The organism is Streptosporangium sp. NPDC020072 (assembly GCF_040631445.1).
Lineage (GTDB): Bacteria > Actinomycetota > Actinomycetes > Streptosporangiales > Streptosporangiaceae > Streptosporangium.
Map to the genome: position 1 here is coordinate 451,911 of NZ_JBEYAB010000001.1, position 25,301 is coordinate 477,211.

The 25,301-nt window shown below is 69.3% G+C and carries 26 protein-coding genes and 3 tRNA genes; 16 read left to right on the forward strand and 13 right to left on the reverse strand.

Annotated elements, in window-relative coordinates; genetic code table 11:
• Nucleotides 1–49 precede the first annotated feature (49 nt).
• Nucleotides 50–1,507 carry an MFS transporter gene (locus tag ABZ470_RS02175; RefSeq protein ID WP_352010273.1) on the reverse strand — a complete coding sequence of 486 codons (1,458 nt, stop codon included), beginning with the start codon at nt 1,505–1,507 and terminating at the stop codon, nt 50–52.
• A 199-nt stretch (nt 1,508–1,706) separates the two neighbouring features.
• Between ABZ470_RS02175 and ABZ470_RS02180 the strand changes: the two genes are divergently transcribed.
• Together ABZ470_RS02180 and ABZ470_RS02185 are read left to right on the forward strand one after the other, a co-directional pair.
• Complete coding sequence (locus ABZ470_RS02180) at nt 1,707–2,462, forward strand: TetR/AcrR family transcriptional regulator (RefSeq protein WP_362909410.1); 756 nt, start codon at nt 1,707–1,709, stop codon at nt 2,460–2,462.
• 18 nt (nt 2,463–2,480) lie between these two features.
• Nucleotides 2,481–2,696 carry a hypothetical protein gene (locus ABZ470_RS02185; RefSeq protein WP_362909412.1) on the forward strand — a complete coding sequence of 72 codons (216 nt, stop codon included), beginning with the start codon at nt 2,481–2,483 and terminating at the stop codon, nt 2,694–2,696.
• Between the two features lie 75 nt (nt 2,697–2,771).
• On the opposite strand, the gene ABZ470_RS02190 is transcribed toward ABZ470_RS02185, so the two are convergent.
• The 4 genes from ABZ470_RS02190 to leuC form a co-directional block, all read right to left on the reverse strand.
• Nucleotides 2,772–3,071, reverse strand: coding sequence for an HU family DNA-binding protein (locus ABZ470_RS02190; protein WP_352010270.1), 300 nt, complete (start codon nt 3,069–3,071; stop codon nt 2,772–2,774).
• Nucleotides 3,072–3,212: 141 nt separating this feature from the next.
• Entirely contained in the window at nt 3,213–3,467 is a 255-nt protein-coding gene (locus ABZ470_RS02195) for a hypothetical protein (protein ID WP_352010269.1), read from the reverse strand.
• A complete protein-coding gene (leuD, locus tag ABZ470_RS02200; RefSeq protein ID WP_352010268.1) occupies nt 3,446–4,033 on the reverse strand; it encodes a 3-isopropylmalate dehydratase small subunit in 588 nt (195 codons plus the stop codon). The genes ABZ470_RS02195 and leuD overlap by 22 nt, the downstream gene beginning before the upstream one ends.
• 12 nt (nt 4,034–4,045) lie before the next feature.
• Nucleotides 4,046–5,425 (reverse strand): 3-isopropylmalate dehydratase large subunit, encoded by a 1,380-nt coding sequence (gene leuC / locus ABZ470_RS02205; RefSeq protein ID WP_352010267.1) that lies wholly within the window; start codon nt 5,423–5,425, stop codon nt 4,046–4,048.
• Nucleotides 5,426–5,494: 69 nt separating this feature from the next.
• Between leuC and ABZ470_RS02210 the strand changes: the two genes are divergently transcribed.
• Together ABZ470_RS02210 and ABZ470_RS02215 are read left to right on the forward strand one after the other, a co-directional pair.
• Nucleotides 5,495–6,211, forward strand: a complete 717-nt coding sequence (locus ABZ470_RS02210; protein WP_352010266.1) for an IclR family transcriptional regulator — start codon at nt 5,495–5,497, stop codon at nt 6,209–6,211.
• 51 nt (nt 6,212–6,262) lie between these two features.
• The gene (locus ABZ470_RS02215; RefSeq protein ID WP_362909414.1) at nt 6,263–8,008 is read left to right on the forward strand and encodes a hypothetical protein; all 1,746 of its coding nucleotides are present in this window, start codon (nt 6,263–6,265) and stop codon (nt 8,006–8,008) included.
• 165 nt (nt 8,009–8,173) lie between these two features.
• Here ABZ470_RS02215 and ABZ470_RS02220 read toward each other — a convergent pair.
• The 3 genes from ABZ470_RS02220 to ABZ470_RS02230 form a co-directional block, all read right to left on the reverse strand.
• A tRNA-Glu gene (locus tag ABZ470_RS02220) sits at nt 8,174–8,246 on the reverse strand.
• Between the two features lie 15 nt (nt 8,247–8,261).
• Nucleotides 8,262–8,337, reverse strand: a tRNA-Glu gene (locus tag ABZ470_RS02225).
• A 62-nt stretch (nt 8,338–8,399) separates the two neighbouring features.
• A tRNA-Gln gene (locus tag ABZ470_RS02230) sits at nt 8,400–8,471 on the reverse strand.
• Nucleotides 8,472–8,670: 199 nt separating this feature from the next.
• On the opposite strand from ABZ470_RS02230, the gene ABZ470_RS02235 reads away from it, so the two are divergent.
• A complete protein-coding gene (locus ABZ470_RS02235) occupies nt 8,671–10,647 on the forward strand; it encodes a M3 family metallopeptidase (protein ID WP_362909416.1) in 1,977 nt (658 codons plus the stop codon).
• Nucleotides 10,648–11,116: 469 nt separating this feature from the next.
• On the opposite strand, the gene ABZ470_RS02240 is transcribed toward ABZ470_RS02235, so the two are convergent.
• Nucleotides 11,117–11,656 (reverse strand): PadR family transcriptional regulator, encoded by a 540-nt coding sequence (locus ABZ470_RS02240; RefSeq protein WP_362909418.1) that lies wholly within the window; start codon nt 11,654–11,656, stop codon nt 11,117–11,119.
• Between the two features lie 55 nt (nt 11,657–11,711).
• On the opposite strand from ABZ470_RS02240, the gene ABZ470_RS02245 reads away from it, so the two are divergent.
• Nucleotides 11,712–13,040, forward strand: a complete 1,329-nt coding sequence (locus ABZ470_RS02245) for an MATE family efflux transporter (protein WP_362909420.1) — start codon at nt 11,712–11,714, stop codon at nt 13,038–13,040.
• Here the strand turns inward: ABZ470_RS02245 and gltX are convergent.
• Complete coding sequence (gene gltX / locus ABZ470_RS02250; protein WP_362909646.1) at nt 12,934–14,265, reverse strand: glutamate--tRNA ligase; 1,332 nt, start codon at nt 14,263–14,265, stop codon at nt 12,934–12,936. The genes ABZ470_RS02245 and gltX overlap by 107 nt on opposite strands.
• Nucleotides 14,266–14,293: 28 nt before the next feature.
• Entirely contained in the window at nt 14,294–15,070 is a 777-nt protein-coding gene (locus ABZ470_RS02255) for a fumarylacetoacetate hydrolase family protein (protein WP_352010261.1), read from the reverse strand.
• 333 nt (nt 15,071–15,403) lie between these two features.
• Between ABZ470_RS02255 and ABZ470_RS02260 the strand changes: the two genes are divergently transcribed.
• The 7 genes from ABZ470_RS02260 to ABZ470_RS02290 are packed head-to-tail and all read left to right on the forward strand — an operon-like array spanning nt 15,404 to nt 18,445.
• Nucleotides 15,404–15,811: an Asp23/Gls24 family envelope stress response protein gene (locus ABZ470_RS02260; protein ID WP_352010729.1), complete on the forward strand. Its 408-nt coding sequence runs from the start codon at nt 15,404–15,406 to the stop codon at nt 15,809–15,811.
• Nucleotides 15,808–16,074 carry a hypothetical protein gene (locus tag ABZ470_RS02265; RefSeq protein WP_352010260.1) on the forward strand — a complete coding sequence of 89 codons (267 nt, stop codon included), beginning with the start codon at nt 15,808–15,810 and terminating at the stop codon, nt 16,072–16,074. Before ABZ470_RS02260 ends, ABZ470_RS02265 begins: the two co-directional genes overlap by 4 nt.
• Entirely contained in the window at nt 16,071–16,259 is a 189-nt protein-coding gene (locus ABZ470_RS02270; protein WP_352010259.1) for a hypothetical protein, read from the forward strand. The genes ABZ470_RS02265 and ABZ470_RS02270 overlap by 4 nt, the downstream gene beginning before the upstream one ends.
• Nucleotides 16,256–16,660: an Asp23/Gls24 family envelope stress response protein gene (locus ABZ470_RS02275; protein WP_352010258.1), complete on the forward strand. Its 405-nt coding sequence runs from the start codon at nt 16,256–16,258 to the stop codon at nt 16,658–16,660. The genes ABZ470_RS02270 and ABZ470_RS02275 overlap by 4 nt, the downstream gene beginning before the upstream one ends.
• A complete protein-coding gene (locus tag ABZ470_RS02280; protein ID WP_352010257.1) occupies nt 16,657–17,430 on the forward strand; it encodes a DUF6286 domain-containing protein in 774 nt (257 codons plus the stop codon). Before ABZ470_RS02275 ends, ABZ470_RS02280 begins: the two co-directional genes overlap by 4 nt.
• A 5-nt stretch (nt 17,431–17,435) precedes the next feature.
• On the forward strand, nt 17,436–17,999 hold the full coding sequence (locus tag ABZ470_RS02285) for a hypothetical protein (protein WP_362909422.1): 564 nt from the start codon (nt 17,436–17,438) through the stop codon (nt 17,997–17,999).
• A gap of 41 nt (nt 18,000–18,040) precedes the next feature.
• A complete protein-coding gene (locus tag ABZ470_RS02290; protein WP_362909424.1) occupies nt 18,041–18,445 on the forward strand; it encodes an antibiotic biosynthesis monooxygenase in 405 nt (134 codons plus the stop codon).
• 62 nt (nt 18,446–18,507) lie between these two features.
• On the opposite strand, the gene ABZ470_RS02295 is transcribed toward ABZ470_RS02290, so the two are convergent.
• Nucleotides 18,508–19,104, reverse strand: a complete 597-nt coding sequence (locus ABZ470_RS02295) for an HD domain-containing protein (RefSeq protein ID WP_352010254.1) — start codon at nt 19,102–19,104, stop codon at nt 18,508–18,510.
• 71 nt (nt 19,105–19,175) lie between these two features.
• Here ABZ470_RS02295 and ABZ470_RS02300 point away from each other — a divergent pair, with 71 nt between their 5' ends.
• The 3 genes from ABZ470_RS02300 (at nt 19,176) to ABZ470_RS02310 (ending at nt 23,272) form a co-directional block, all read left to right on the forward strand.
• Complete coding sequence (locus ABZ470_RS02300) at nt 19,176–20,132, forward strand: helix-turn-helix domain-containing protein (RefSeq protein ID WP_362909426.1); 957 nt, start codon at nt 19,176–19,178, stop codon at nt 20,130–20,132.
• A gap of 449 nt (nt 20,133–20,581) precedes the next feature.
• Nucleotides 20,582–21,196 carry a cysteine hydrolase family protein gene (locus ABZ470_RS02305; RefSeq protein ID WP_362909428.1) on the forward strand — a complete coding sequence of 205 codons (615 nt, stop codon included), beginning with the start codon at nt 20,582–20,584 and terminating at the stop codon, nt 21,194–21,196.
• Nucleotides 21,197–21,643: 447 nt separating this feature from the next.
• The gene (locus ABZ470_RS02310) at nt 21,644–23,272 is read left to right on the forward strand and encodes a heparinase II/III family protein (protein ID WP_362909430.1); all 1,629 of its coding nucleotides are present in this window, start codon (nt 21,644–21,646) and stop codon (nt 23,270–23,272) included.
• Between the two features lie 60 nt (nt 23,273–23,332).
• Here ABZ470_RS02310 and cimA read toward each other — a convergent pair whose 3' ends face one another.
• A complete protein-coding gene (gene cimA / locus ABZ470_RS02315) occupies nt 23,333–24,913 on the reverse strand; it encodes a citramalate synthase (protein WP_362909432.1) in 1,581 nt (526 codons plus the stop codon).
• Nucleotides 24,914–25,301: the final 388 nt, after the last annotated feature.

Genomic DNA, 25,301 nt, shown 5'->3' on the forward strand with positions numbered 1-25,301 from the left:
GCTCCGGCTCCGAACGGCGGGCCCCCGCGGGCGGGGCGCCGTGGCGGGGTCAGTGCCCGGCGTTCTCCCCCTCCCTGGCCTGCTTGGGCAGCAGGAAGGCCGTGACGAAGGTCAGCAGGAGCATCCCCGCGACCACCCACAGGACCGTGCCCGCCGCGCCGACGAAGTCGGGCCTGAGGGTGGCCGCGGCCTGGTCGAAGAAGACCGTGCCGAGCAGGGCGACACCGACGGCGCCACCGAGCTGCTGGATCGCGGTCAGCGTGCCCGAGGCCGAGCCGGTCTCGTGCTGCTCGACGCCGGCCAGGATGATGTCGAAGAAGGGCGCCATCAGCAGGCCCATGCCAAGCCCGGTGACCGCCAGGGAGGGAACGAACTGCCAGGCGGTCACACCGGTGCCGGCCTGGGCGATCGTCAGCAGGACCCCGACGACGCCGAGCGCCATGACGAGGATGCCGCCCTGCAGGACCTTGCGGCCGAACTTCGCGACCGCCTGCGCCACCCCGAACCCGGCGACCATGCCCAGCGACCAGGGGATCATCACCAGGGCCGCCTGGAGCGTGGAGTAGCCCAGGCCGATCTGGGTGTAGAGGTTGAACACCAGCGCGAAACCGGACATGGCGGAGAAGAAGACCAGGCCCGTCGCCAGGCCGCCGGTGAAGGCGCGCTTACGGAAGAGGCTGGGGACGACCAGCGGGTCACCGCCCGTCCGGCTCTTCCTGGCCTCGAACCAGCCGAAGAGCACGAAGAGCACGGCGGAGGCGCCCATCATCAGGAAGGCCCAGGCGGGCCAGTCACTCTCCCTGCCCTGGACCAGGGGGAAGACCAGCAGGAGACCGGCCAGGGAGGCCAGCAGCACGCCGGGGACGTCGAGCTTGAGCGGGTGCGGCGAACGGGACTCGGGCAGGAAGCGCATCCCCATCAGGACGGCGGCCAGGCCGAGCGGCAGGTTGATCAGGAAGATCATGCGCCAGCCGGTGCCGAAGAAGTCGGCGTCGACCAGCCATCCGGCCAGGATCGGGCCACCGACCGTGGACAGGCCCATGACCGGCCCGAACAGGCCGAATGCCGCGCCCATCTCCTTCGGCGGGAACATCTCCTTGATCATGCCGAGCCCCTGCGGCAGCATGACGGCGCCGAACAGGCCCTGCAGGACCCGCGCGCCGATGAGCAGTTCGGGTGACTGGGCGAGGCCGCACAGCAGCGACCCCAGGGTGAACCCGGCCGCGCCGATGACGAACATCCGCCTGCGGCCGAAGATGTCACCGAGTCTGCCGCCGGTGATCAGGCCGACCGCCATCGAAAGGGTGTAGGCGGCGCCGAGCCACTGGATGACGGAGGCCGAACCACCGAGCTCGTTCCTGATGGTCGGCCCGGCGATGTTGGTGACCATGGCGTCGAGGAGGTCCATCACCTCGCCGAGCAGGATGACGGCGAGCGCGACCCAGCGCCACCGGTGGAGGGGCGGCTCGGCCGCCTTCCGAAGTGGTTCTGACACGTCTGTGGTCATGGGGGGCTCCCAGCGGTTGGAGGGATTGAGATGAACAGCGTTCACCATACACGAGCATCGTTCTCTCAAAGAACGGCGTTCGCCACTCAGTGCGGTGTTCTTAAGATATGTCGCATCGTCGCCGAAGACAAGATATGTCGTGAAAACGAGCGGCGTTCGATGTGATGAGCAGTGTTCACCCTGGCGTTACACTGGCGTCATGAGTGACGAGCTGCCCGCACTGCCGTGGGATCGGGCACGCAGAAGGACGGGTCCGGCCCGCATCCCGCTCACCCGTGACCGGATCATCGAGGCCGCCTACACGGTGATCGACCGCGTGGGCTACGAGAAGCTCAGCATGCGCCAGGTCGCGGCCGAGCTGAACGTCGCGGTCTCCGCCCTCTACGCCCACGTCAGCGGCAAGGACGAGCTGCTCGAACTGATGTACCTGCGGATGTTCCGCAACTGGGAGCTGCCCGCCCCCGACCCGGAGAACTGGCAGGAGCAGATCAGGCAGTACGCCCGCACCGGGCGGACCAAGCTGCACGAGCACCGTGACATGGCCAGGATCGCCATGACCGGCTTCCCCTTCAGCGCCGAGGCGCTCCCCCACCTTGAGCAGCTCCTGGCCGTCTTCCGCGCGGGCGGCCTCCCCGACCACCTCGCGGGCGCGGCGGGCGACATGATCTCCACCTTCATGAACGGCTTCGCCTTCGAGGAGAGCGTCTGGGACGACCGGCGCCAGGAGGCCGAGGAGGACGGGGAACGGCCGGCGGTCGAGAGGTCCTGGGCGGAGATCAGGCAGACGCTCGAACGCTACTTCAGGGAGCTGCCGCCCGACCGCTTCCCGAACATGGTCGAGCTCGCCGACGTCATGCTCCAGCGGACGAACGACGAGCGGTTCGACCTCGGCATAGAGATCATCATCCGGGGGCTGGCGTCCTACGCCGCCGACCACCCGCGTCCCTCCGGGTGACCGGGTTACCATGACCGGGTGCAGGCGACGGTACGGATCTTCGACACGACGACCAGGTCGGGCTCTGTCTACTCCGACGACGGGACGGAGATCCCGTTCGACACCGCGGCCTTCGAGGCCGGACCGCTGCGGCTTCTACGGGCGGGACAACGGGTGAACGTCGTCCTCGACGGCGACCGGATCACCTACGTCACGCTGTCCACGTTCCCGGTTCCTCCCACCGCCCCCATGTGACGGGACCGTACGGCCGTCGCGTGAAAGGCGGGGCGCCGGGCCCCCGCGACGGGAGTCCCGGCGCCCGGGCGAGTCCTACCTTTTCTTCGCGGCCTTCTTTCCCTCCACGTTGACGAGCTCCTTGAAGTCGGAGCCCGGCCGGAACTTGGGACCCCAGCTCTCGGCGACCTTGATCTCCGCGCCGGTCGAAGGGTTCCTCGCGGAACGGGCGGGCTTGTGCACCATCTCGAAGGCGCCGAATCCGGTGATGGAGACCTTGTCGCCGCTGGCGACGGCCCGCTGAATGGTGTCGAGCACCGCGTTGACGGCCTCGGTCGCGGTCTTTCTGTCACCGACGCGATCCGCGATCGCCTCGACGAGTTCCTTCTTGTTCATAAAGGTTGCTCCCCCTGCTACCGATGTCTGGGAGTGGGTCGTGGGGCAGGTAGCCCGTCTCACCCGGTTGTCACGGCCCGAGGTCTCAACAGAGCGAGAAACCCCTTGCCCGCTTGAAATTAGGGGACGGAGCCCTACGACTCAATCACCTTCCGCAATGTTTCCAGCACTTGGCGTATCTGAAACCAGAGCATCAAGGTCGAGAAGGAATAAATCAAGACGCCCCGCTGCACGGTGGAGATCGTGCTTTGCGAGGTCACAGATCGACAGCAGGCGTCTGGCGAGACGCTCCCGCCGCTCCGGAGAAAGGGTCAACAAACGAACCCGGCGGTGCGCGTCGCGCAGCCGCCGGGCCAGGTCGTCTTCTGAACGTGTCAGACGGTCGTCGGCAGCCATGGCTGCCGACCATTCTCGTATGTCGCGATGTCGTCGGCGTTGCGCAGGGTCAGCCCGATGTCGTCGAGCCCCTCCATCAGACGCCAGCGGGTGTAGTCGTCGATCTCGAAACCGGCCGTCTCCCCCGCCCAGCGCACCTGGCGTTCGGCCAGGTCGACGGTGACCTCAAGGGTCGGGTCCGCCTCGGCCGCCGCCTGCAGGGCCTCGACCTCCGCGGCCGAGAGCACCACCGGGAGCAGCCCCATCTTGGTGGAGTTATTACGGAAGATGTCGGCGAAACGCGGTGCGATCACCGCGCGGAAGCCGTACTGCTGCAGGGCCCAGACGGCGTGCTCACGTGAGGAGCCGGTGCCGAAGTCGGGACCGGCGACGAGGACCGAGGCCCCCTGGTAGGCCGGGTCGTTCAGGACGAATCCGGGGTCCTCGCGCCAGGCGGAGAACAGGCCCTTCTCGAACCCGGTCCTGCTGACCTGCTTGAGCCAGACCGCGGGGATGATCTGGTCGGTGTCGACGTTGCTGCGGCGCAGCGGTACGGCCCGGCCGGTGTGGACGGTGAAGGCTTCCATTGCGAGTTTCTCCTAGACCAGGTCGGCGGGCGCGGTCAGTTTTCCGGTGACGGCGGTCGCGGCGGCGACCTGCGGGGAGACCAGGTGGGTACGGCCACCCTTGCCCTGACGCCCCTCGAAGTTGCGGTTGGAGGTCGAGGCGCTGCGCTCGCCGGGGGCGAGGGTGTCGGGGTTCATGCCCAGGCACATCGAGCAGCCCGCCTCGCGCCACTCGGCGCCCGCGGCCTTGAACACCTCGTGCAGCCCCTCCTGCTCGGCCTGGAGCTTGACCAGCATCGAGCCGGGGACGATCAGCGTGCGGGTGACGACCTGGCGCCCGCGCAGCACCTCGGCCGCGGCGCGCAGGTCCTCGATCCGGCCGTTGGTGCAGGAGCCGACGAAGACCGTGTCCACCGCGACCTCGCGCAGCGGGGTCCCCGCGGTCAGGCCCATGTACTCGAGCGCGCGGGCGGCCGCGCCCGGGTCGCCGGTGTCCTCGGGAGCCGGGATCGCGCTGCCCAGCGGAGCGCCCTGGCCCGGGTTCGTGCCCCAGGTGACGAACGGGGTCAGCGTCGAGGCGTCGATCTCGACGACCGTGTCGAAGACGGCGTCCTCGTCGGTCGACAGCGACCGCCAGTACTCGACGGCGGCGTCCCAGTTCTCGCCGGTGGGGGCGTGGGGCCTGCCCTTGAGGTACTCGAAGGTCGTCTCGTCGGGGGCGATCATGCCCGCCCTGGCGCCCGCCTCGATCGACATGTTGCAGACGGTCATCCGGCCCTCCATGGAGAGCTTGCGGATGGCCTCGCCCCGGTACTCGACGATGTAGCCCTGGCCGCCACCGGTGCCGATCTTGGCGATGATCGCCAGAATCAGGTCCTTGGCGGTGACCCCGACGGGCAGTTCGCCCGAGACCTCGATGGCCATCGTCTTCGGCCGGTAGGCGGGCAGCGTCTGGGTGGCCAGCACGTGCTCGACCTCGGAGGTGCCGATGCCGAAGGCGATGCCGCCGAAGGCGCCGTGGGTCGAGGTGTGAGAATCACCACAGACGATGGTCATGCCCGGCTGGGTCAGGCCGAACTGCGGGCCGATGATGTGCACGACACCCTGACCCGCGTCGCCCATCGGGTGCAGCCTGACGCCGAACTCCGCGCAGTTCTTGCGCAGCGTCTCGACCTGGGTGCGCGAGACGGGGTCGGCGATCGGGCCGAGCACCGTCGGGACGTTGTGGTCCTCGGTGGCGATCGTGAGCTCCGGCCTCCGCACGGGACGCCCCGCCATGCGCAGGCCGTCGAACGCCTGCGGGCTGGTCACCTCGTGAATGAGGTGCAGGTCGATATAGAGCAGGTCGGGTTCTCCCTCCGCACGTCGCACCACGTGCTGCTCCCAGACCTTCTCCGCCAGCGTGCGCCCCATGTCGCCTCCTTGCGATCGCTTTCCGCACCCCACTTGCTTTCTCATATGTCGAGACGGCAGTATCGGTGTATGGACAACTCTAGCGGAGTCGGCGTACTCGACAAGGCCGTTCTCGTGCTCAACGCCCTTGAAGCCGGCCCGGCGTCCCTCGCGCAGCTCGTCCAGGCCACCGGCCTGGCCCGGCCCACGGCCCACCGGCTCGCCGTCGCCCTCGAACACCACCGCATCGTCTCCCGTGACACACAGGGGCGTTTCGTCCTCGGCCCCCGGCTGTCCGAGTTGTCCACCGCGGCCGGTGAGGACAGGCTGCTGGCGGTCGCCGTACCGGTGCTGACCCAGCTGCGTGACCTGACGGGCGAGAGCGCCCAGCTGTACCGGCGCCAGGGCGACGAGCGGGTGTGCGTCGCCGCCGCCGAGCGCGCCAGCGGGCTGCGCGACACCGTCCCCGTCGGCTCCGCCCTGCCGATGCTCGCCGGGTCCGCCGCGCAGATCCTGCTCGCCTGGGAGGAGCCCGACCGCCTGCACCGCGGCCTGCGCGGGGCCAAGTTCACCGCGGCGACCCTGGCCAGCGTCCGCCGCAGGGGCTGGGCGCACAGCGTCGGCGAGCGCGAGCAGGGGGTGGCCAGCGTCTCGGCGCCGATCAGGGGCACGGGAGGCAAGGTCATCGCCGCGGTCTCCGTCTCCGGCCCGATAGAGCGGCTGACCCGCACCCCCGGACGGCTGCACGCCGCCCCCGTGGTCTCCGCCGCCGAGCGGATCACCGAGTCGATGCGACGGGCCAACTGAGCCGTACGATATGAGGAGGCGAGCACCCTTCCGGCCCCCTAGGCTGGGTAGGTGACAGATCGCATTGAGGCAGCCGCCGCTGAACTGCGTCCCCTGCTCCAAGACTTCATCCTCTGGGCGCGTGAGAACGCGCCCGGCAGCGATTCCAACTTGGTGGGCTCCGTCGCCCTCTGGCACCGGCTGATCGCCTCGACGGACGTCGGCCGGTGGAAGCGGGCCGACCTGCGCGCCGTTCTGCTGGACCGGATGCCCCAGGTCGTCGAGGACCCGGACGCGGCCGCCGACGGCATGGTGCCCGCGGTCCGCGCCTACCTGACCTTCCTGTCCGAGACCGGGAAGCTGAGCGCGGGATCCTCCTCGCTCAAGGAACTGCTCGCCGAACTCGACCGCATCGAGGACGACTTCGTCGACGCGATGGAGGACCTCGCCGCCGAACAGGACGACGAGTACGACGACGAGGACGAAGAGGACGAGATCGACGGACTTGGAGACTTCGAGCCGTTCGCGGACGAGCTCGCGGAGCTGGACACGATCCGGCTCCGTCCCGACAGCGAGCTGGCCTCGGCCGCCCGGGAGGTCAAGCTGATCGTCAAGGCCCGCGATCTGGCGGTGTGGGTCGGTTCCGAACGCCAGGTCGGCGAGACGAGCCTGCTCACCGACGCGGAGATCATTGAGGCCCTCGGCGCCCTCGGCCTTCCCGTCCCCGAGACGGACGGTGCCTCGCTGGCCGACTCGGTGCCCGCGCTCTGGAACATCTGGAACCTCGCGATCGACCTCGACTTCCTCCAGCCGGAGGGCGAGGACACCGTCAGCGCCGACCCCGACACCGCCGAATGGCCGTTCGAGGAGGACGACGACGTCCTGGACGCCTGGCTGGCCGGTCTGCACTCGATCGACTACGGCGACCCCGAGCTCGACGACGAGGATGCCACGATCGCCCTGTCCGGCCTGACCAGGGCGCTGCTGGTCAGGGTGCTGCTGGCGACCGGCTCAAAGGGCCTGGCCGAACTGCGTGCCGAGCTTGAGGAGGCCGTCGCCGAGTACGACGACCAGGGCGCGCAGGCCTGGGCCGCGGCGGTCGCGCAGTACGGCGACCCGCTCGCCCCCGTGCTCGACTGGCTCGCCGGCTACGGCATGGTCGAGGTCGAGCACGACCAGGTACGGCTGACGCCGCTCGGCATGGAGGGCGTCGTCCACCTGGCCGACGACGCCGACATCGAACTGGACGCCCGCCCCGCCATCGACGCGATGACGGCCCTCGACCTGCTGTCCTTCAGCGCGGAGCTGCCCGAGGAGGAGGCCGACGCCGAGTTCGCCGCCTGGATGGAGCTCCGCGAGCCCGGCAAGGCCGCCAGGGAGCTGCTGGAGGCCGCCGCGGAGGACGACGCGGACGCCCTCGTCAGGGTCCAGGCGGCCAGCATGGTCGGCTCGCTGGGCGAGATCGCGGTGCCCGCCTGGCAGGAGGCCCTCGACGAGCCCTCCCTGCGCCCCTACGCGGCCACCCACCTGGCGCAGCTCGGCGTCGAGGACGCCCCGCCGCCCACCCAGGCCGACACCCACTGGCTCATCCTCGACATGCTGACCATCTCGGCGGGCCTCGGCCGCCCCGAGTTCGTCAGCAGCCTCGACGACATCGGCAACGTGCCGAACCTCGTCAACCTGCTCGACGTGATCTGGAAGGTGCCGCACCCCCATCTGGAGGAGCTCCTGGAGGCGATCGGCAAGGCCCACCCCGACCGCCAGGTCGGCAAGGCGGCCAAACGGGCCCTGTTCAAGGCCCGTTCAAGCCACAACTGACGCCCTCGCGGTGCGCCCCGTCTCGGGGCGCATCGCGGTCTTTTTTCCACGCGAAGACGATTCTCCCGGTGGGAACGATCACCCGCGGACGCGTATTTCCGCGGACCGCTTTTCCTGAAAAGCAGAAAACCCCCGGAAGCCTGCGCTTCCGAGGGTTCACCTGGGTAGCCCCGACCGGATTCGAACCGGCGCTACCGCCTTGAGAGGGCGGCGTCCTAGGCCACTAGACGACGGAGCCTTGCGATGCTGACAGTGGTAGTCCCGACCGGATTCGAACCGGCGTTACCGCCTTGAGAGGGCGGCGTCCTAGGCCACTAGACGACGGGACCGTGACACTGTCGTCGGATCCCATTGAGACGGAATCCGCGGCGTCTCCTGAAGGGAGACGCAGCTGGGGTACCAGGACTCGAACCTAGAATAACTGAACCAGAATCAGTCGTGTTGCCAATTACACCATACCCCACCGCCCTTGACCCCCTTGCGGGGCTCGCTGGCGACTCCGAAAGAATAGCCCAGGTTGGGGGTCAAGGCCAAAACGATTGGCCGCCCCGGTCGCGGGAGGCCTCCCCGGTGCCTCCGCTGTCCCCGGGCAGGGGGCTGTGCGACGCTGCTGCAGACGATCCGATCCGGTCCGATCCGGTCTCACGTGAGGAGCCCTTACCTTGGCTGAGAACCCCTTCTTCGCTCCCAGCGCGCTGCCGTACCGGCTGCCGGACTTCGCGCGGATCCGGGAGGAGCACTACCTGCCCGCCTTCGAACACGGCATGGCGGAGCAGCTCCGGGAGGTCGAGGCGATCACCGCCAACCCCGAGCCCGCCACGTTCGCCAACACCGTCGAGGCCCTCGAACGCTCCGGGCAGATCCTGTACAGGACGACGATCGTCTTCTCCAGCGTCGCCGCCTCGGACGCCACCGACCGCATCCGGGAGATCGAGACCGAGATCTTCCCCAAGCTGACCAAGCACGACGACGCCATCCGACTGAACCGCGCCCTCTACGCGCGGATCAAGCAGGTCACCACCGACGACCCCCAGGAGGCGTGGCTGCTGGAGAAGTACCGGGTGGACTTCGTCAGGGCGGGCGCCGACCTGTCCGAGCCCGAGCAGCTGCGGCTGCGTGAGCTCAACGAGGAACTGACCCGGCTCGCCACCTCCTTCTCCCAGAACCTGCTCAAGGCCTCGACCGCCTCCGCCCTCGTCGTCGGCGACCCCGCCGAACTCGACGGGCTCTCCGAGAGCGCGATCAAGGCGATCGAGAAGGACGGCGAGTACGTCCTGCCGCTGCTCAACTTCACCAACCAGCCCGCCCTGGCCGAACTGACCGACCGGAACACCCGCAGAAGGCTCTACGAGCTCTCGGTGAACCGGGCGCCGGAGAACTTCGGCCTGGCCGTACGGCTGGCCACCCTGCGCGCGGAACGCGCCGCCCTGCTCGGCTACTCCGACCACGCCGCCTACTCCGTGGCCGACCAGACGGCCAAGACCACCGAGGCCGTCGAGGAGATGCTCGGCAAGCTCGTCGGCCCCGCGGTGGCCAACGCCCGCCGGGAGGCCGAGGCACTGGCGCAGGAGGCCGGATTCCCCATCGAGCCGTGGGACTGGTCGTTCTACGCGGAGAAGGTGCGCAAGTCGCGCTACGACTTCGACGGCGCCGAACTGCGCCCCTACTTCGAACTGGACCGGGTGCTTCGCGACGGCGTCTTCCACGCCGCCGGCGAGCTGTACGGGATCACCTTCACCGAGCGGGACGACCTCGCCGGGTACCACCCGGACGTGCGGACCTTCGAGGTGTTCGACACCGACGGCTCACAGCTCGGCCTGTTCCTCTTCGACCCGTACGCGCGGCCGACCAAGCGGGGCGGCGCGTGGATGAACAACCTCGTCGACCAGTCGCACCTGTTCGGCCACCTGCCGGTGGTGATGAACAACCTCAACATCACCAAGCCGACGCAGGGCCCGACGCTGCTGACCTTCGACGAGGTCACCACCGCCTTCCACGAGTTCGGCCACGCCCTGCACGGACTGTTCTCCGACGTCCGCTTCCCCCGGGTCTCCGGCACCGAGGTGCCCAGGGACTTCGTCGAGTACCCCTCCCAGGTCAACGAGATGTGGGCGACCTGGCCCTCCGTCCTCGCCAACTTCGCCAGGCACCACGAGACCGGCGAACCGGTGCCCGCCGAACTGCTGGAGAAGATGAAGGCCGCGGAGAAGTTCAACCAGGGCTTCGCGACCGTGGAGTATCTCGCCGCCGCGCTGCTCGACTGGGCCTGGCACAAGCTGGCGCCCGGCCAGACCGTCGAGGACCCCGAGGCCTTCGAGGCGCATGCCCTGCAAAGCGCTGGAATCGCCTTCGAGCTCGTCCGCCCCCGCTACCGGACCAACTACTTCGCGCACATCTTCTCCAGCGGTGTGGGCGGCTACAGCGCCGGCTACTACTCCTACATCTGGAGCGAGGTGCTGGACGCCGAGAGCGTCGAGTGGTTCAAGGAGAACGACGGCCTCAGGCGCGAGAACGGCGACCACTTCAGGTCGGCCCTGCTGTCCGTCGGCGGCTCCATGGACGTCATGGACGCCTTCCGGGCCTTCCGGGGACACGACCCACGGATCGAGCCGCTGCTGGAGCGTCGCGGACTGCGTTAACCTTTGCTCCGCCTGCGGCGGCGCGGGTTGTGTCCCTTTGCGCCGCCTTCGGCGTCGCGGGGCTTGGGCGCTTTCGTGTCGGTGCTTTCCCTCGTCGCTCACCCGCTTCGCTCCTTCGCTCCTCAGTCCAAGCACCGACACGCCCAAGCCATGTCTCTTTGCTCCGCCTGCGGCGGCGCGGGCTTGGGCGCCTCGGGTCGGTGTCTTCCCTCGTCGCTCACCCGCTTCGCTCCTTCGCTCCTCGGTCCAGACACCGACACGCCCAAGCCGACACCCCTCACACGCGGCACCGGGGAAGCATGAGACGAACCCCTCACATGCGACGTGGGGGGTTGGATCGAGTCTGGGCCGGGTCTCTCGATCCGGCTCGGACGGGCGCCTCTGCCGCGTTGTGGCTTCGGGAGTACGGGGTCAGCCCCTTCTTCCCCATCACCGTTCCGGACCGCACGCCCCACTGACCGACCGGACGTCAGGGCCGTTCCAGGGTCGCCAGGGCCTCTCTCAGCCACTGTCGTTCGGCGGCGGAGGTGGCCCTGGCGACCAGCAGCATGCCCCGCCTGAAGGGGTCGGCGACCTCCTCGGCGCGTAGGGGCCTGCCGTCCCGGTAGAAGAACCCGGCCGGGGTCTCCAGGAAGTCAAGACGGCGGCGCAACACCCTCGCCTGGGCTGCGGGGTCGGGGAGCTGGGCCAGGAAGGCCAGCAGCCCGAAGAAGCGGGTCTGGTCGCTGATGTCGAGATCGGCGGGCTCGGAAAGCCTGCGCCACAGCTCCGCCCGGCCCTCCTCGGTCAGGGTGAGGACCTGCCTGCGGGCGGCCGCCGTCCCCTCCTCCTCGTGTCGTGCCACGAGCCCGGCCCTCTCCAGGCGGGCGATCGCCGGATAGAGGGCTCCGTCGCTGACGGGCCGTAGGTGACCGCTCATCTCCAGGATGCGGCCCTTGAGCTCGTAGCCGTGCATCGGCCCCTCCCCCAGGAGGCCGAGGATCGACAGGGACAGATCACCGTTTGCCATGGGTGCATCGTATCGCTATACCTCTAAACGATATAGCTCGAAAAGAGGTACAGTGATGTCATTGATCCGCCTGGCCCTGCCCGTCTACGTGGAGTTGCTGACCGCCGTGGTCGCGGTCGGCCTGATCGACCTGTTCTGGGTCTCGGGCCTCGGCGGCCCGGCCGTGGCCGCGGTGACGATCGCGACCACCGTGGAACACCTCGCCCTGGGCGTCGTCCTGGCGGTCGGGACCGGGACGACCATCGTGGTCGGCAGGCGCGACGGGTCCGGACCGCTCACGCCCGTGGTCCGTACGGCGTGGCTGCTGTGGGCGGTCGTCAGCCTGGCGGTCACGGTGCCCGGGGTCCTGGCGCGGGAGCCGCTGGCGGCGCTCTTCACCGACGATCCGGCGACGGCCGCGCTGACCGCCGAATTCCTCCTGGTCTCGCTGGCCGGGATTCCCGTCTTCTACGCCCAGTCGCTCACAGACGGAATCTTCAAGGGGCGGGGCGACACGACCACCCCCATGCGTGTCGCGTTGCTGTGCAACGTTCTGGTGATCGCCCTCGACCCGCTGTTCATCTATTCGTTCGGCCTGGGTGTCCAGGGGGCCGCCTGGGCGACGGTGCTGGCCCGCGCGGTGACGCTCGCGCTCTCCCTGACCCTCCTCCTACGACGCACGCCCCGCGACGCGCGGCAGGGCCCGAACCGCCGCGACGCCGCCGAGATCCTCCGGGCCGGGCTTCCCCTGTCGGGGGACTTCCTGGCCAGGGCGCTCGTCGGCATGGTCATGGTCGGGGTGGTCGGCGGCTTCGGGGTGGCCGATCTGGCGGGCTACGGCATCGGCCTGAAGATCATGTTGGCCGGGGTGATGGCGTTCTACGCGCTCCGCCAGGCGAGCACCATCCAGACGGCCCGCTCGGGCGAGGCGGGCCCCGCCCTGCCGTACGGACTGCTGACGGGTCTGGTCGTCGGCGTCGTGCTGGCCCTCTCCGCGCGGGGTGTGACCGGTCTGTTCACCGATGATCCCGACGTTACCGACGCGGCCGTCGGCTTCCTGCGCTGGATGCCGCTGTATCTCGTCCCGTTCGGCGGCCTGATCGCCGTCGGCGGGGCGTTCCAGGCGAGCGGGCGAGGCGGCAGGCTGCTGGCCGCGACCCTCACGGGTTTCGCGGTCCAGCTCTCCTGCGCCTACTTCCTGGGGCCCCTGCTGGGGGTGACCGGGGTCTGGCTGGCGATGGCGGCGGGTGCCGCCATCGCCCTCACGCTCGTCCTCGTCCCGGTCTCCTCTTCGAGCCTCAGGCTTCGAGCCTGGCGAGCGCGGCGCGGATCCGGGCCGCGGACCGCTCCCGGCCGAGGGCCTCGATCGACTCGAACAACGGCAGTCCGACGGTCCTGCCGGTGATCGCCACCCGGACCGGGGCCTGGGCCTTGCCCAGCTTGAGGCCGTGCTCCGCGCCGACCTCCTCAAGCGCGGCCTTGAGCGAGTCGGGGTCCATCGCGACCGTCTCCAGGCGGGCGAGGTAGCCGGTGAGGATCTCCTTGGCGGAGGTCTTCATGGCCTTGTCCCACGAGGCCTGGTCGAAGACGGGCTCGTCCAGGAAGAGGAAGTCGACGTTGTCCCTGATCTCCGACAGGACCGAGATGCGGGTCTGGGCCAGTTCGGCGATCTTGGCGAAGGTCTCGCGGTCCCAGCCGGGTTCGAGCCACGGCTCGCAGCGGGCGACGAACTCCTCAGGGGACAGCGCCCTGATGTACTCGCCGTTGAAGGCCCGCAGCTTCTTCTCGTCGAAGAAGGCCGAGGACGGGTTGACGTCCTCCAGCCTGAACCTCGGCACCATCTCCGACCAGGGCATGATCTCCCGGTCCTCGCCGGTCCCCCAGCCGAGCAGCATCAGGTAGTTGACCATCGCCTCCGGCAGGTAGCCCTCGTCGCGGTAGGACTCCAGGGCCACCTTGTCGCGGCGCTTGGACAGCTTCTGGCGCTTCTCGTTGACGATGACCGGCACGTGCGCCCATACGGGCGGGGTGAGGCCGAGCGCCTGCCAGAGCAGCTGCTGCTTGGGGGTGTTGGACAGGTGCTCCTCGGCGCGGACCACATGGCTGATGCGCATCTCGACGTCGTCGACCACGTTGGCCAGGACGAACAGCGGAGAGCCGTCACCGCGCGCGATGACGAAGTCCTCCATCGCGTTGTTGGGGAACTCGACCGTGCCGCGGACGAGGTCCTCGACCACGGTGACGCCCTCGTCGGGGGTGCGGAACCGTACGGCGCCCTCGGTCAGGCCGCGGTCGCGGCAGAAGCCGTCGTAGCCCTGGTGCTCGGAGCCGGTGCGGGCCTTGACGTCCTCGCGGGTGCAGGTGCAGTAGTAGGCGCGGCCGTCGGCGGCCAGCTTGGCCACGGCCTCCTTGTGCTGCTCGGCGTAGGACGACTGGAAGTAGGGCCCCTCGAAGAGGGGGCTCTCCTCGTTGATGCCGATCCAGGCCAGCGCGGAGATGATGCCCTCGGTCCACTCAGGGCGGTTGCGGGCCGCGTCGGTGTCCTCGATGCGCAGCACGAACCTGCCGCCCGACTGCTCGGCCAGCGCCCAGTTGAACAGCGCGGAACGCGCGCCACCGACGTGGAACATGCCGGTGGGGGACGGGGCGAAACGAACCCTAATCACGGGAGACCACCCGGTTGGTGAGAGTGCCGATTCCTTCGATGGCGACGCTGACCTCGTCGCCGACGTCGAGCGGGCCGACCCCTTCCGGTGTCCCGGTCAGGATCACGTCGCCGGGGATGAGGGTCATGACCGCGCTGACGTGGGCGATCAGCGTGGGGATGTCATAGATGAGCTTGGAGGTGCGAGAGCTCTGCCTGACCTGGCCGTTCACCGTCGTCGTGATGCCGACGTCGGTCACGTCGAGTTCGGTCTGGATCCACGGGCCGAGCGGGCAGAAGGTGTCGAACCCCTTGGCCCGGGTGAACTGCACGTCCTTCTTCTGCAGGTCACGGGCGGTGACGTCGTTGGCGCACGTGTAGCCGAAGATCACCTCATGGGCGCGCTCCGCGGGGACCTCACGGCAGAGCCTGCCGATGACCACCGCGAGCTCGCCCTCGTAGTCGACCCTGCTGCTCAGCCCGGTCGGGTAGGAGATGGACTCTCCCGGCCCGATCACCGAGGTCGAGGGCTTGAGGAAGACCAGCGGCTCGTCGGGGACCTCGCCACCCATCTCCTTGGCGTGGTCGGCGTAGTTCTTGCCGATCGCGACGACCTTGCTGGGCAGCATCGGCGCGACCAGCCTGACCCGCGAGAGCGAGTGACGCTCACCGGTGAACTGGATCGGGCCGAACGGGTGCCCGGAGATCGCGGAGATGAACTCCTCGCCTGGCCCGCCCTCGACCACGCCGAACCCGACACCCTCACCTGTGGAGAACCTCGCTATACGCACACGACAAGGCTAGTCGGACCCCGCGTCCCGCCGGACCGTCCGTACCTCTCTTCACCCCCATCACTCCCCCAAAGCACGCATAAAGCACTCGATTCCAAAAAGATCAACAAAAACCCTAAATGCTCACATAAAGGATTTTTCTAAGAAGAAGTATGTGCTGGTTAGTGCCCATGTGGGGGGTATGAGAGGCATAGGTAACTTCCGGGGAAGCCGAGCGTCTTCCCCTCGGGGGAGGGAATCGACGTGACCGAAGCCAACACGGTGAACAGGCCGAGGGGCGAGGGCAACCCCGCGCCGCAGGCTCGGACCGACGTCGCCGCGAGCCAGGGAGGCCTGGTGACCCCCAAGGGGACCACCAGCATCGACAGCGGGGTCGTCGCGAAGATCGCGGGCCTGTCGGCCAGAGAGGTGAACGGCGTCTACAACATGGGCGCCGGAACGGCACGGGCGCTGGGCGCCGTACGCGGCATCGTCGGCGGTGACAAGAGCACCGCCACCCAGGGTGTGTCCGTCGAGGTGGGCGAACGGCAGGCGGCGGTCGATCTCGACCTGGTCGTCGAGTACGGCGTGGCCATCCCCGACCTGGCGGCCTCCGTGCGCCGCAACGTGATCACCGGCGTCGAACGCATGACCGGACTTGAGGTGACCGAGGTCAACATCAAGGTCGACGACGTCCACCTGCCCGGCGACAAGGACGGGGAGAAGGCCGACCAGCCCGATCAGGAACCCCGCGTCCAGTGACCGAACTCGCGCGTGAGATAGCCGACGCCGTACGGCACTGCCCCGACGTGGCGGACCTGTCCGGCGGCCCCTTCGGGACCGTGGCGACCTACCTGCCGGGGGAGCGCGTCTCCGGCGTCGCCCTTCGTGAGGACGAGGTCGAGGTCTCCATAGTCGCCCGGACGACACGGCCGCTGCCGGAGATCGCCGACGAGGTACGGCTCGCGCTCGCGCCCCTGGTCGGCGACCGCGCCGTGAACGTGCATATCGGAGGTGTTCAATGAACCAGTTCCCAATCTGGTCGGTGGCCGGGCTGACCACCGGCATCGCCCTGGGCTTCGCGGCGGCGTTCGGCGGCCTCGGCGCCTTCCTGCTCGTGCTCGTGCTCGGCGCCGTCGGATTCCTCATCGGCCGCATCGTCGAGGGCGGCGAGATCGACGTGTCCCGGCTGTCGGCGAGACGGCGATGACCGCTCCGGCCGCCGCACAGCCCGCCGCACGGCCCGCCGTACCGGCGGAGCTGCGCGGCAGGACGGAGATCCCGGAGCGGGTCGTCACCCGCATCGCGGTCTGCGCGGCCAAGGAGGTGGAACGGGTGCGGGAGGTTCGCGAGCGGGGGCCGCTGACCTTCGGGAGACACACCCACTCCACCGTCGACGGAGGGCTCGCCCTGCTGGAGCTTGAGGTCTCCGTCGACTATCCGGCCCCGCTGCTGGAGACGGCCGAGGAGATCCGGCGGCACGTCGGCGAACGCGTCCACACGCTGACCGGGCTGTCCGTCGGACAGATCGACCTCGACGTGACCGGGGTGGTCCCCTCTCCCGAGGAGCAGGGCCCGCCCCGGCAGACCGTGTGGGAGGAGGAAGGATGACCGTCCCTCCCTCGGACCCTTCGTCGGGCTCCTCCTGGAGTCCCTCCCGGGAGGCGGAGGACGACACCGTCCCCATTCCCGGGTCACAGGTCCCCACCTCGGGGGAAAGGCCCGTCCCGGTTCCTGTCCCCGGGACGGGTCCCGCCCCCGGGGCATCCACCGCACCCGGCGCGGAGGTCACGGAGGAGACCGCTCCGCCCGCGCGGGTTCCGAGGAACCACGCCGCGGACAGGGCGGCCGTCAGGGCCTTCCGTCCGCGCCGGGTGGTCCCCGCCGTCATCACCGCCGTGCTGATGACGGCGCTGGGCGTCGTCGTGGCCGCGGAGGTGATCTCCGCGTTGCTCGGCCGCCCGCTGCGCTGGACACCGTACGACCGGATGCTCTCCTGGGCGTCCACGACCAGGTGGGACGACTCCAGGGTGCTGTTCGGCGCCGGGGTGGTCGCCCTGCTCGGCCTGCTGCTGGTGCTGCTGGCCCTCATACCGGGACGGCCCAGGCTCATCCCGGTCAGGACGGGAGACCCCGAACTGATCATCGGCATGCAGCCAAGGGGTTTCACCCGCGCGCTGACCCACGCCGCGGAACAGGTGCCCGGGATCGACCGTGCCCGCGTCAGGCTGCGGGGCAGGACCGCCGAGGTGACGGCCCACAGCCCGCTGCGCGAGCCTGCCGGGCTCGCCGAGGCCGTACAGCGGGCCGTGACCACACGGATCGCCGCCCTCGGCCCGCTGAAGGACTACCCGGTGCGTGTACGGCTACGAGGAGAGTGAGCGTCGTGAACAGGAAGACCGGGCGGGGCAACAGGGTCGGCCTGTTGATCATGGGGGTGCTGCTGTTGCTTCTCGGTGGCTACACGCTGGCCCGGGGCGCGCACACCCTGCCCAGGGCGGTGGCGCCCGGGGACGAACCGCTGGTCAACGACCCGGTACGAGCCACCTTCGCCACGCACTCACCGTGGCTGTGGTGGGTGATCGCCCTGGCGGCGGTCGTGCTGGCCCTGCTCGGGCTGCGCTGGCTCCTCGTGCAGGGACGGCGTGACCGGCTGGGCGACTTCCGCCTGCAGAGCGGTTCCGGCGGGACCACCGACGTGCGCGGCTCGACCGTCGCCGACGCGGTCGCCGGCGAGGTCGGCGCCCACCCGGCGGTCCTGAGCGCCAGCGCCGCGATGGTCGGCACGAAGGCCCATCCCGCCGTACGGCTGCGCGTCGTCGCCGACGAGGACGCGCCGATGAGCGCGCTGCGCGAGCAGCTCGGCCGCCGCGCCATCCCCCACATGCGCCAAGCCCTGGAACTGGCGCACGTACCGGCCGTCACCAGGGTGAACCTGGAGAGGCGCTAGTCGCACGAACCGGCGTTGACCTCGTGGGGCAGGATGGGTTCATGAGCGTTGTGAAGATCAATGTGCTGACCGTTCCCGCCGAGCGGCGCGAGGAGCTGGAACAGCGTTTCTCCGGACGGGCCGGGATGGTCGAGTCCTCCGACGGCTTCGAGTGGTTCGAGCTGCTCCGCCCGCTGGAGGGCACCGACCAGTACCTCGTCTACACCCGCTGGAGGTCCGAGGAGGACTTCGAACGCTGGACGCAGAGCCAGGCCTTCCAGCGAGGCCACGCCCAGGCCTCGACCGAGGCCGCGGCACAGGGTCAGCAGGGTCACGGCCATGCGGCGGCCCCCCATCAGGGACACGGCCAGGGACACGGCCAGGGCCACGGCGGGCCCGCCGCGACCGGTTCCACCCTGTGGTCCTTCGAGGTCGTCCAGAGCACCGGCCCCAGGAACGGTTCCTGACCACCGCCTCGTGAGCGCGGCGGAGCACGGCCCTTCGCGGGCACCGTGGGCGCCGCCGCGCGTCAGCGGTCCAGGACGTTCGACGCGACCCGGGCGGCGAAGCCGTTGCGGACGAAGTGGCCGGCCAGGCTGGTGGGTTTGCGCTTCGCCTGGTCCTCGAAGCACGCGGCGAACTCCCCGGCGATCCCGAGGCGGGGGTGACGTTCGAGGATCTCGGCCCTCAGCTCCTCGGGGAAGGCCTCCGACCGTCTTCCCGAGATGTCCAGGCCGGTGGACAGTTCGAGCAGGTGGCCCTCCGGGTCCTTCTCGACGTCCACCTCGGCCCACATGTGGCGCACGATCACCTCGCAGGCGCGCACCCGCCGTTCCACCGGCCATCCGGCCGCCGCGCAGAAGACCCACGCGAGGTGGCCCCCCGCCTCCTCGAACGGCACCGTGTGGCTGTCGAACTCCCTGACCAGCCCGATGTCGTGGAGCATCGAGGAGACGTAGAGCAGTTCGGCGTCGAAGGCGATGTCGTTCATCGCGGCGTACGCCGCGGCCCACAGGTAGGCCCGCACGGAGTGGTTCAGCAGCGCGGGCGAACAGTAGGCGGTCGCCACCTCGATGGCCGCGCGGGTGGCCGGGGTCTCGGGGACCACGATTTCGGCGTATTTCATGCGATTCAGCCTGCCGTGACCGCCGATGACCTGCGAGTGGCCGGAGAGACAACCATCGATAGGATTCCGCCATGGGGTTCAGGACGATCGCCGTGGTGATGTTCGACGAGATCCCGCTCTTCGAGGCCTCCGTGCCCATCGCGGTCTTCGGCGAACGACGTACCGGCTCGCCGGAGTTCGACGTGCGGGCGGTCTCCGCCGAGGGCGGCCCGGTGCGGACGGACGCGGGCATCGCGTTGTCGGCGCCGTACGGCTTGGACGCCGTGGACGAGGCCGACCTGGTGATCGTGCCGACCTGGCGGCACCCGCTCGACCGGCCGCCCGCCGCCGAGGCCCTTGAGGCGCTGCGTACGGCCCACCGCAGGGGCGCGACCGTCGTCGGACTGTGCCTGGGCACATTCGTGCTGGCCGCGGCCGGCCTGCTGGACGGACGGCCCGCCGCGACCCACTGGCGTTACGCCCCGCTGCTCGCCTCCAGGTATCCGAGCATCGAGGTCAAGCCCGACGTGCTGTACGTGGACGAGGGTGACCTGCTGACCTCGGCGGGAAGCGCGGGCGGCATCGACCTGTGTCTCCATCTCGTCCGCAGGGCCTACGGCCACCAGGTGGCCAACGACATCGCCAGGTCCATGGTGATGCCGCCGCACAGGGCCGGTGGGCAGGCCCAGTACATCGACCATCCCGTTCCGGTTCCCGAGACCGGCGACCCGCTGGGCGAGACCCTGGAGTGGGCTCTGCGCAACCTCGACCAGGAGCTGACCGTGGACTCCCTGTCCTCCCGGGCCATGATGAGCCGCCGCACCTTCGACCGGCGCTTCCGCCAGGCCACCGGAACCACCCCCACCCAGTGGCTGCTCCACCAGCGGGTCCTGCACGCGCAACGCCTGCTCGAAACCACCGGCGAACCGGTCGAACGGGTGGCCCGCAGATCCGGCTTCGCCTCCGCGGTGGCCCTCCGTCCCCACTTCCGCCGCCAGGTAGGCGTCTCCCCCACCACCTACCGCCAAGCCTTCGGCCCCCCAGCCTGACCCAAGGACTCCCCCTTGAGGCCCCTGGCTTGGGCCTTACCGGTGCCATCCATGAGGGGTATGGCTTTTGTGCCCTACCGGTGCCGTGCATGAAGAGTGTCCGGCTTGGGCGCGTCGGTGCTTGGACTGAGGAGCGAAGGAGCGAAGCGGACGAACGACGAGGGAAAGCACCGACTCGGAGGCGCCCAAGCCCCGCGCCGCCGCCAGGCGGAGCAAAAAGGCACTACCCGCGGCGCCGCCAGGCGGAGCAAAGAGACCCGGCTTGGGCGCGCCGACGCTTGGACTGAGGAGCGAAGGAGCGAAGCGGATGAGCGACGAGGGAAAGCGTTGGCTCGAAGCGCCCAAGCCCGCGGCGCCGCAGGCGCCGCGAATAGGCAGGGCCGGATTTTTGTGGTCGATGGCTGAGAGAACTATCACGCGGCCACCGTCCGCCCCGTCAAGCTGGAGTCATGAAGCGAGCACTAGTCGTCATCGACGTCCAGAACGAGTACTTCACCGGCAATCTACCGATCGCCTTCCCCCCTCGGCAGGAGAGTCTCGCCAACATCGTGGCCACCATGGACGTGGCGCGCGAGCACGGTGTTCCCGTGGTGATCGTCAGGCACACCGCTCCGGCCGAGTCCCCGCTGTTCGCGAAGGGCAGCCCCTCCTGGGAGCTGCGCGAGGAGGTCGGGAGCAGGCCGTACGACCACCTGGTGGACAAGACGCTGGCGTCGTCCTTCGCCGGGACGGATCTGGCCGAGTGGCTGGCCGCTCAGGAGATCGACACGGTGACCATCACCGGCTACATGACCCAGAACTGCGACGAGTCGACCGCCCGGGACGCCGCCCACCTGGGCCTGAAGGTGGAGTTCCTGTCCGACGCGACCGGCGCCCTCCCGCTGTCCAACAACGCGGGCACCGCGACGGCCGAGGAGCTGCACAACCACGTGCTGGTGGTGATGGCCTCCAACTTCGCCGCCGTGGCGACCACCGCGGAGTGGATCGACGCGGTCAGGGCCGGTGAGCCCCTCCCCCACTCGAACATCTGGGTGAGCACCGAGATCGCCCGCGCCACCCCCTGACCGGCACGAGAACGGCTCCGCCGGGGGCGCCTCAGGCGCCCCTCACCCCCAAAAGGTCACAGAAGCCACAAAGAAACCAGAGGGCCCGCTTTTCCCCGATGACTCACCGCTAAACTGACCCGACCTGGACACCCCCGCGGACAGAGCCGTCCAGCGCCCCCCTTCTCTGGTGAACGGCGTGGCCTGGCGCCGTCCGTGCTTGGAGTGAGGAGCCGACCTTGGCCCCCTCATCGCCGGGGTCGAGAGTTCTGGTTCGAGCGCCGTCGGTTAGGGGTGAGGGTTTTGGTTTGGGCGCCGTCGGTGCTTGGACTGAGGAACGCGGGAGCACGACGACGGAGAGATGAGGAAAAGCTCCGGCTCGAAGGCTCCCGACCCTCGCGGCGCCGCCGGACGGCGCAAAGAAGCACAGCGCTGGCCGTCTCGTTCGTCCTGGCCCTGGCCTGCGGCGTGACGAACGGTACGGCGCAGGCCGCCGAAACGGTCAAGCGGACGGCCGAGTGCCAGGGAGACTGGCTGCCGGCGACGCCGACCTCGGCGGACATCATGGCGGGCAAGGTCGAGTTCGTCGGGCTGCCGCCGGTGAAGGTGGGCAAGGACGTCAACTGGCGTACCGACCCGTACCGCAACCGGTCCTGGAGCATGGTCTTCCACTCGCTGCGCTGGATGGGCCGCCTGGTCGCCGACTACGAGACGACCGGGGAGAAGGCCTATCTGGCCCGGGCCACCGAGATCGCCAAGGACTGGGTGGCGGACAACCCCAGGGGCGGGGGGCCGAAGGCCAGTCCGTACGCCTGGCAGGAACACCCGATCGCCCTGCGCGCCCCGGCCCTGACGTGCCTGAGCAGGCACGTCAACGAGTCCTGGCTGTCGAAGAGCCTGGCCGAGCACGCCAAGATGCTCTCCAACCCGGCCCTGTACGAGAAGGGGCACAACCATGGGATGGACCAGGACATCGCGCTGTTCGGCATCGGCTGCCGCTTCAAGAACACGACGTGGTCGAACCTGGCGCTCAGGCGGCTGACCACGACCGTCAAGCTCGACATCGACTCCCAGGGGGTGCTGCGTGAGCAGGCCCCCCGGTACGCGATCTACGTCTACGACCGGCTCAAGCTCGCGATGGAGCGCATCGAGGAGTGCGGCAGGAAGGTTCCCGGCGAGATCCGCTCCCGGTGGGAGTCTCTTGAGGACTTCATCGCCCACTCGACGCAGCCGAACGGGTTCATGGTCCCGATCGGCGACGGTGGCGCAGACGTACAGCCCTCGGGTTACGACCACCCCAAGAAGACGGTCCGGGTCTTCGGCAACGGCTATGTCTACGGGCGCACCGCCTGGGGCAAGCCGGAGTCGGCGTTCTACTCGATCCGGTTCGGCCCGGCCCTGAGGTTCCACGGCCATGAGGACCACCTGGGTGTGACCTACTACGCGCAGGGCCGTGACGTCCTGGTCGACGTGGGCTTCGACTCCTACGAGAAGACCCCCTACCGGCGCTGGACGATGTCGCCGGAGGCGCACAACACCCCCGCCGTGGTCGGTGCCCGGTTCCGTCCCAAGACGGCCAGTGCCCTGAGCAAGTCCTCGGTCGGGCAGGACAGGCAGAGTTACCGGCTGACCGACAGGGCCTACGGCGTGCCGAGGACCCGGTCGGTGCTGGTCAACCACGGCGATGACGTGATGGCGGTGCTGGACACCGTGCCCCGGGGCTCCAAGGTGAGCAACGTCTGGCACTTCGCCCGTGAAATGTCCCTGGTCTCCAACGGCGGCGGCCGGGTCGTGGTCAAGGACAAGTCCGGCTGGAAGGCGACGCTGGTCCAGCTGTCCATGCCCTCCTGCAAGCCGGTCGGCGGGCAGCGGGTGGTCTCCGGCCAGCAGAACCCCTTCCAGGGCTGGGTCTCTCCCACCTATCTGAACAAGCAGGCCGCTCCCGCGGTCCTGTCCCCCGCCACGGAGGGCGCGCTGCTCACCGTCGTGGTGCCGGGAACCGCCTCCCCCGAGGTCTCCTGCTCGGGCGGCAGGGTGCGGCTGCAGACCTCCGAGGGCCAGGTCAGCTTCAAGGTCTCGGGCGCCACCCTGTCCTGACCTCGCTCTCCGCCCGTCCGGCGAGGGGTACGGCCCAGGCCGTACCCCTCGGTTGTGAGGTCAGTCGGCGATGTGGCCCGCCCTGAGCAGGCCGTAGGTGACCGCCTGCTCAAGGGCCTGCCAGGAGGCCTCGATGATGTTCTCGTCGACGCCGACGGTCGCCCACTCACCGGTCTCGTCGCTCGACGTGATGAGGACCCTGGTCACGGCGTCCGTGCCGTGGGTGCCCTCAAGGATGCGCACCTTGAAGTCGATCAGCTCGACGGCCGCGAGCTCGGGGTAGAGCTTCTCCAGGCCGAGCCGTACGGCCTTGTCCAGGGCGTTGACCGGGCCGTTGCCCTCACCGGTCGAGACGATCCGCTCGCCCTTGGCGTGCAGCTTGACCGTGGCCTCGCTGACCAGTTCGCCGTCGCGGGTCCGCTCGACGATCACCCGCCACGACTCGACCTCGAAGTGGCGCCGCTTGCGGTCACCGGCGACGGTGTCGCGCAGCAGCAGCTCGAAGGAGGCGTCGGCCGCCTCGAAGGTGTAGCCCTTCGACTCAAGCTCCTTGACCCGTTCGACGAGGACGCGCGAGGTGTCCGGCGACAGGTCGTAGCCGAGTTCGCGCCCCTTGAGCTCGACGGAGGCGCGGCCCGCCATGTCGGAGACGAGCATGCGCATGTCGTTGCCGACCAGGGAGGGGTCGATGTGCTGGTAGAGGTTGGGGTCGACCTTGATGGCGCTGGCGTGCAGCCCGGCCTTGTGAGCGAAGGCGGAGACACCCACGTAGGGGGCGTGGGAGTTCGGGATGACGTTGGTGACCTCGGTGATGGCGTGCGCGACGCGGGTCATGTCGGCCAGCGCCTCCTTCGGGACGAGGTCGAAGCCCCGCTTGAGCTGGAGGTTGGCGACCACGGTGAACAGGTTGGCGTTGCCCGAGCGCTCACCGTAGCCGTTGGCGCAGCCCTGTACGTGGGTGGCGCCCGCCTTCACCGCGGCCAGGGTGTTGGCCACCGCGCAGCCGGTGTCGTCGTGGCAGTGGATGCCGATCCTGGCCGTGGTCGCGACGGCGGCGGCGACGACCTCGGCGAGTTCGTCGGGGAGCATGCCGCCGTTGGTGTCGCACAGGGCGATGACCGAGGCCCCCGCCTCGGCGGCGGTGCGCAGGACTTCGAGCGCGTAGGCTGGGTTGGACTTGTAGCCGTCGAAGAAGTGCTCGGCGTCGAGGAAGACTCGCTGGCCCTCCGCACGAAGGTGAGAGACCGTGTCGCGGATCATCGCGAGGTTCTCCTGGAGAGTCGTGCGAAGGGCCAGCTCCACGTGCCGGTCGTGACTCTTGGCGACAAGGGTCACGACCGGCGCGCCGGATTCGCGCAGCGCGGCGACCAACGGGTCGTCGGCGGCCTTGACACCTGCTCGGCGGGTCGCGCCGAACGCGGCTAGCTGCGCGTGCTTCAGATCGAGCTCTGTTCGAGCCCGTCTGAAGAACTCTGTGTCCTTGGGGTTGGCTCCCGGCCAACCGCCTTCGATGAAGCCGACGCCCAGGCTGTCCAGGTGGCGGGCGATGGCCAGCTTGTCCACGACCGTGAGGTTGAGGCCCTCCTGCTGGGCACCGTCACGGAGTGTCGTGTCGTACACGTGGAAGCGGTCGTCGGCCATATCAGTCTCCTTCGCGGGGTTTCGATGTGATTCGCCGCGCGCTCTCTCGGCTCTGAGAAACAAAAAAACCCCTCACGGACGTGAGAGGTCTGCGCGCTGGCGGTGTCCTTTTTCAGCCAGCGCGCCTGCCGATAATGAGCAGACCGTAGAACATGGTGTCTTGGAGTCTGCCACACCCAACCACCACTTGACACATTGATCTCAGGATCTGGAACGCCCGTCCCGCCGACGCGCCCGGAAACCGTTCACGGAGACAGCTCTGACCAGCGGGAACGGCCACCCGAAGGCGACTTTCCCGGATCCGGCCGTGGGACGGCGCCCACGCGCGCACGCCACATGACCCGACGGCGCGCCCGCGGGTGCGGCCGGGGGAGCTCATGGGTTCAGG

What these genes read in the sequence shown, in the direction of transcription:
- leuC (WP_352010267.1), bottom strand. Translation starts at nt 5,425, where the DNA reads ATGGGGCGCACGCTGGCGGAGAAGGTCTGGGAGCAGCACGTGGTGCGA.
- ABZ470_RS02175 (WP_352010273.1), bottom strand. Translation starts at nt 1,507, where the DNA reads ATGACCACAGACGTGTCAGAACCACTTCGGAAGGCGGCCGAGCCGCCC.
- ABZ470_RS02245 (WP_362909420.1), top strand. Translation starts at nt 11,712, where the DNA reads ATGTCATTGATCCGCCTGGCCCTGCCCGTCTACGTGGAGTTGCTGACC.
- ABZ470_RS02195 (WP_352010269.1), bottom strand. Translation starts at nt 3,467, where the DNA reads ATGGCTGCCGACGACCGTCTGACACGTTCAGAAGACGACCTGGCCCGG.
- gltX (WP_362909646.1), bottom strand. Translation starts at nt 14,265, where the DNA reads ATGTTCCACGTCGGTGGCGCGCGTTCCGCGCTGTTCAACTGGGCGCTG.
- ABZ470_RS02210 (WP_352010266.1), top strand. Translation starts at nt 5,495, where the DNA reads ATGGACAACTCTAGCGGAGTCGGCGTACTCGACAAGGCCGTTCTCGTG.
- cimA (WP_362909432.1), bottom strand. Translation starts at nt 24,913, where the DNA reads ATGGCCGACGACCGCTTCCACGTGTACGACACGACACTCCGTGACGGT.
- ABZ470_RS02305 (WP_362909428.1), top strand. Translation starts at nt 20,582, where the DNA reads ATGAAGCGAGCACTAGTCGTCATCGACGTCCAGAACGAGTACTTCACC.
- ABZ470_RS02290 (WP_362909424.1), top strand. Translation starts at nt 18,041, where the DNA reads ATGAGCGTTGTGAAGATCAATGTGCTGACCGTTCCCGCCGAGCGGCGC.
- ABZ470_RS02275 (WP_352010258.1), top strand. Translation starts at nt 16,256, where the DNA reads ATGACCGCTCCGGCCGCCGCACAGCCCGCCGCACGGCCCGCCGTACCG.
- ABZ470_RS02300 (WP_362909426.1), top strand. Translation starts at nt 19,176, where the DNA reads ATGGGGTTCAGGACGATCGCCGTGGTGATGTTCGACGAGATCCCGCTC.
- ABZ470_RS02190 (WP_352010270.1), bottom strand. Translation starts at nt 3,071, where the DNA reads ATGAACAAGAAGGAACTCGTCGAGGCGATCGCGGATCGCGTCGGTGAC.
- ABZ470_RS02280 (WP_352010257.1), top strand. Translation starts at nt 16,657, where the DNA reads ATGACCGTCCCTCCCTCGGACCCTTCGTCGGGCTCCTCCTGGAGTCCC.
- ABZ470_RS02180 (WP_362909410.1), top strand. Translation starts at nt 1,707, where the DNA reads ATGAGTGACGAGCTGCCCGCACTGCCGTGGGATCGGGCACGCAGAAGG.
- ABZ470_RS02240 (WP_362909418.1), bottom strand. Translation starts at nt 11,656, where the DNA reads ATGGCAAACGGTGATCTGTCCCTGTCGATCCTCGGCCTCCTGGGGGAG.
- ABZ470_RS02270 (WP_352010259.1), top strand. Translation starts at nt 16,071, where the DNA reads ATGAACCAGTTCCCAATCTGGTCGGTGGCCGGGCTGACCACCGGCATC.
- leuD (WP_352010268.1), bottom strand. Translation starts at nt 4,033, where the DNA reads ATGGAAGCCTTCACCGTCCACACCGGCCGGGCCGTACCGCTGCGCCGC.
- ABZ470_RS02295 (WP_352010254.1), bottom strand. Translation starts at nt 19,104, where the DNA reads ATGAAATACGCCGAAATCGTGGTCCCCGAGACCCCGGCCACCCGCGCG.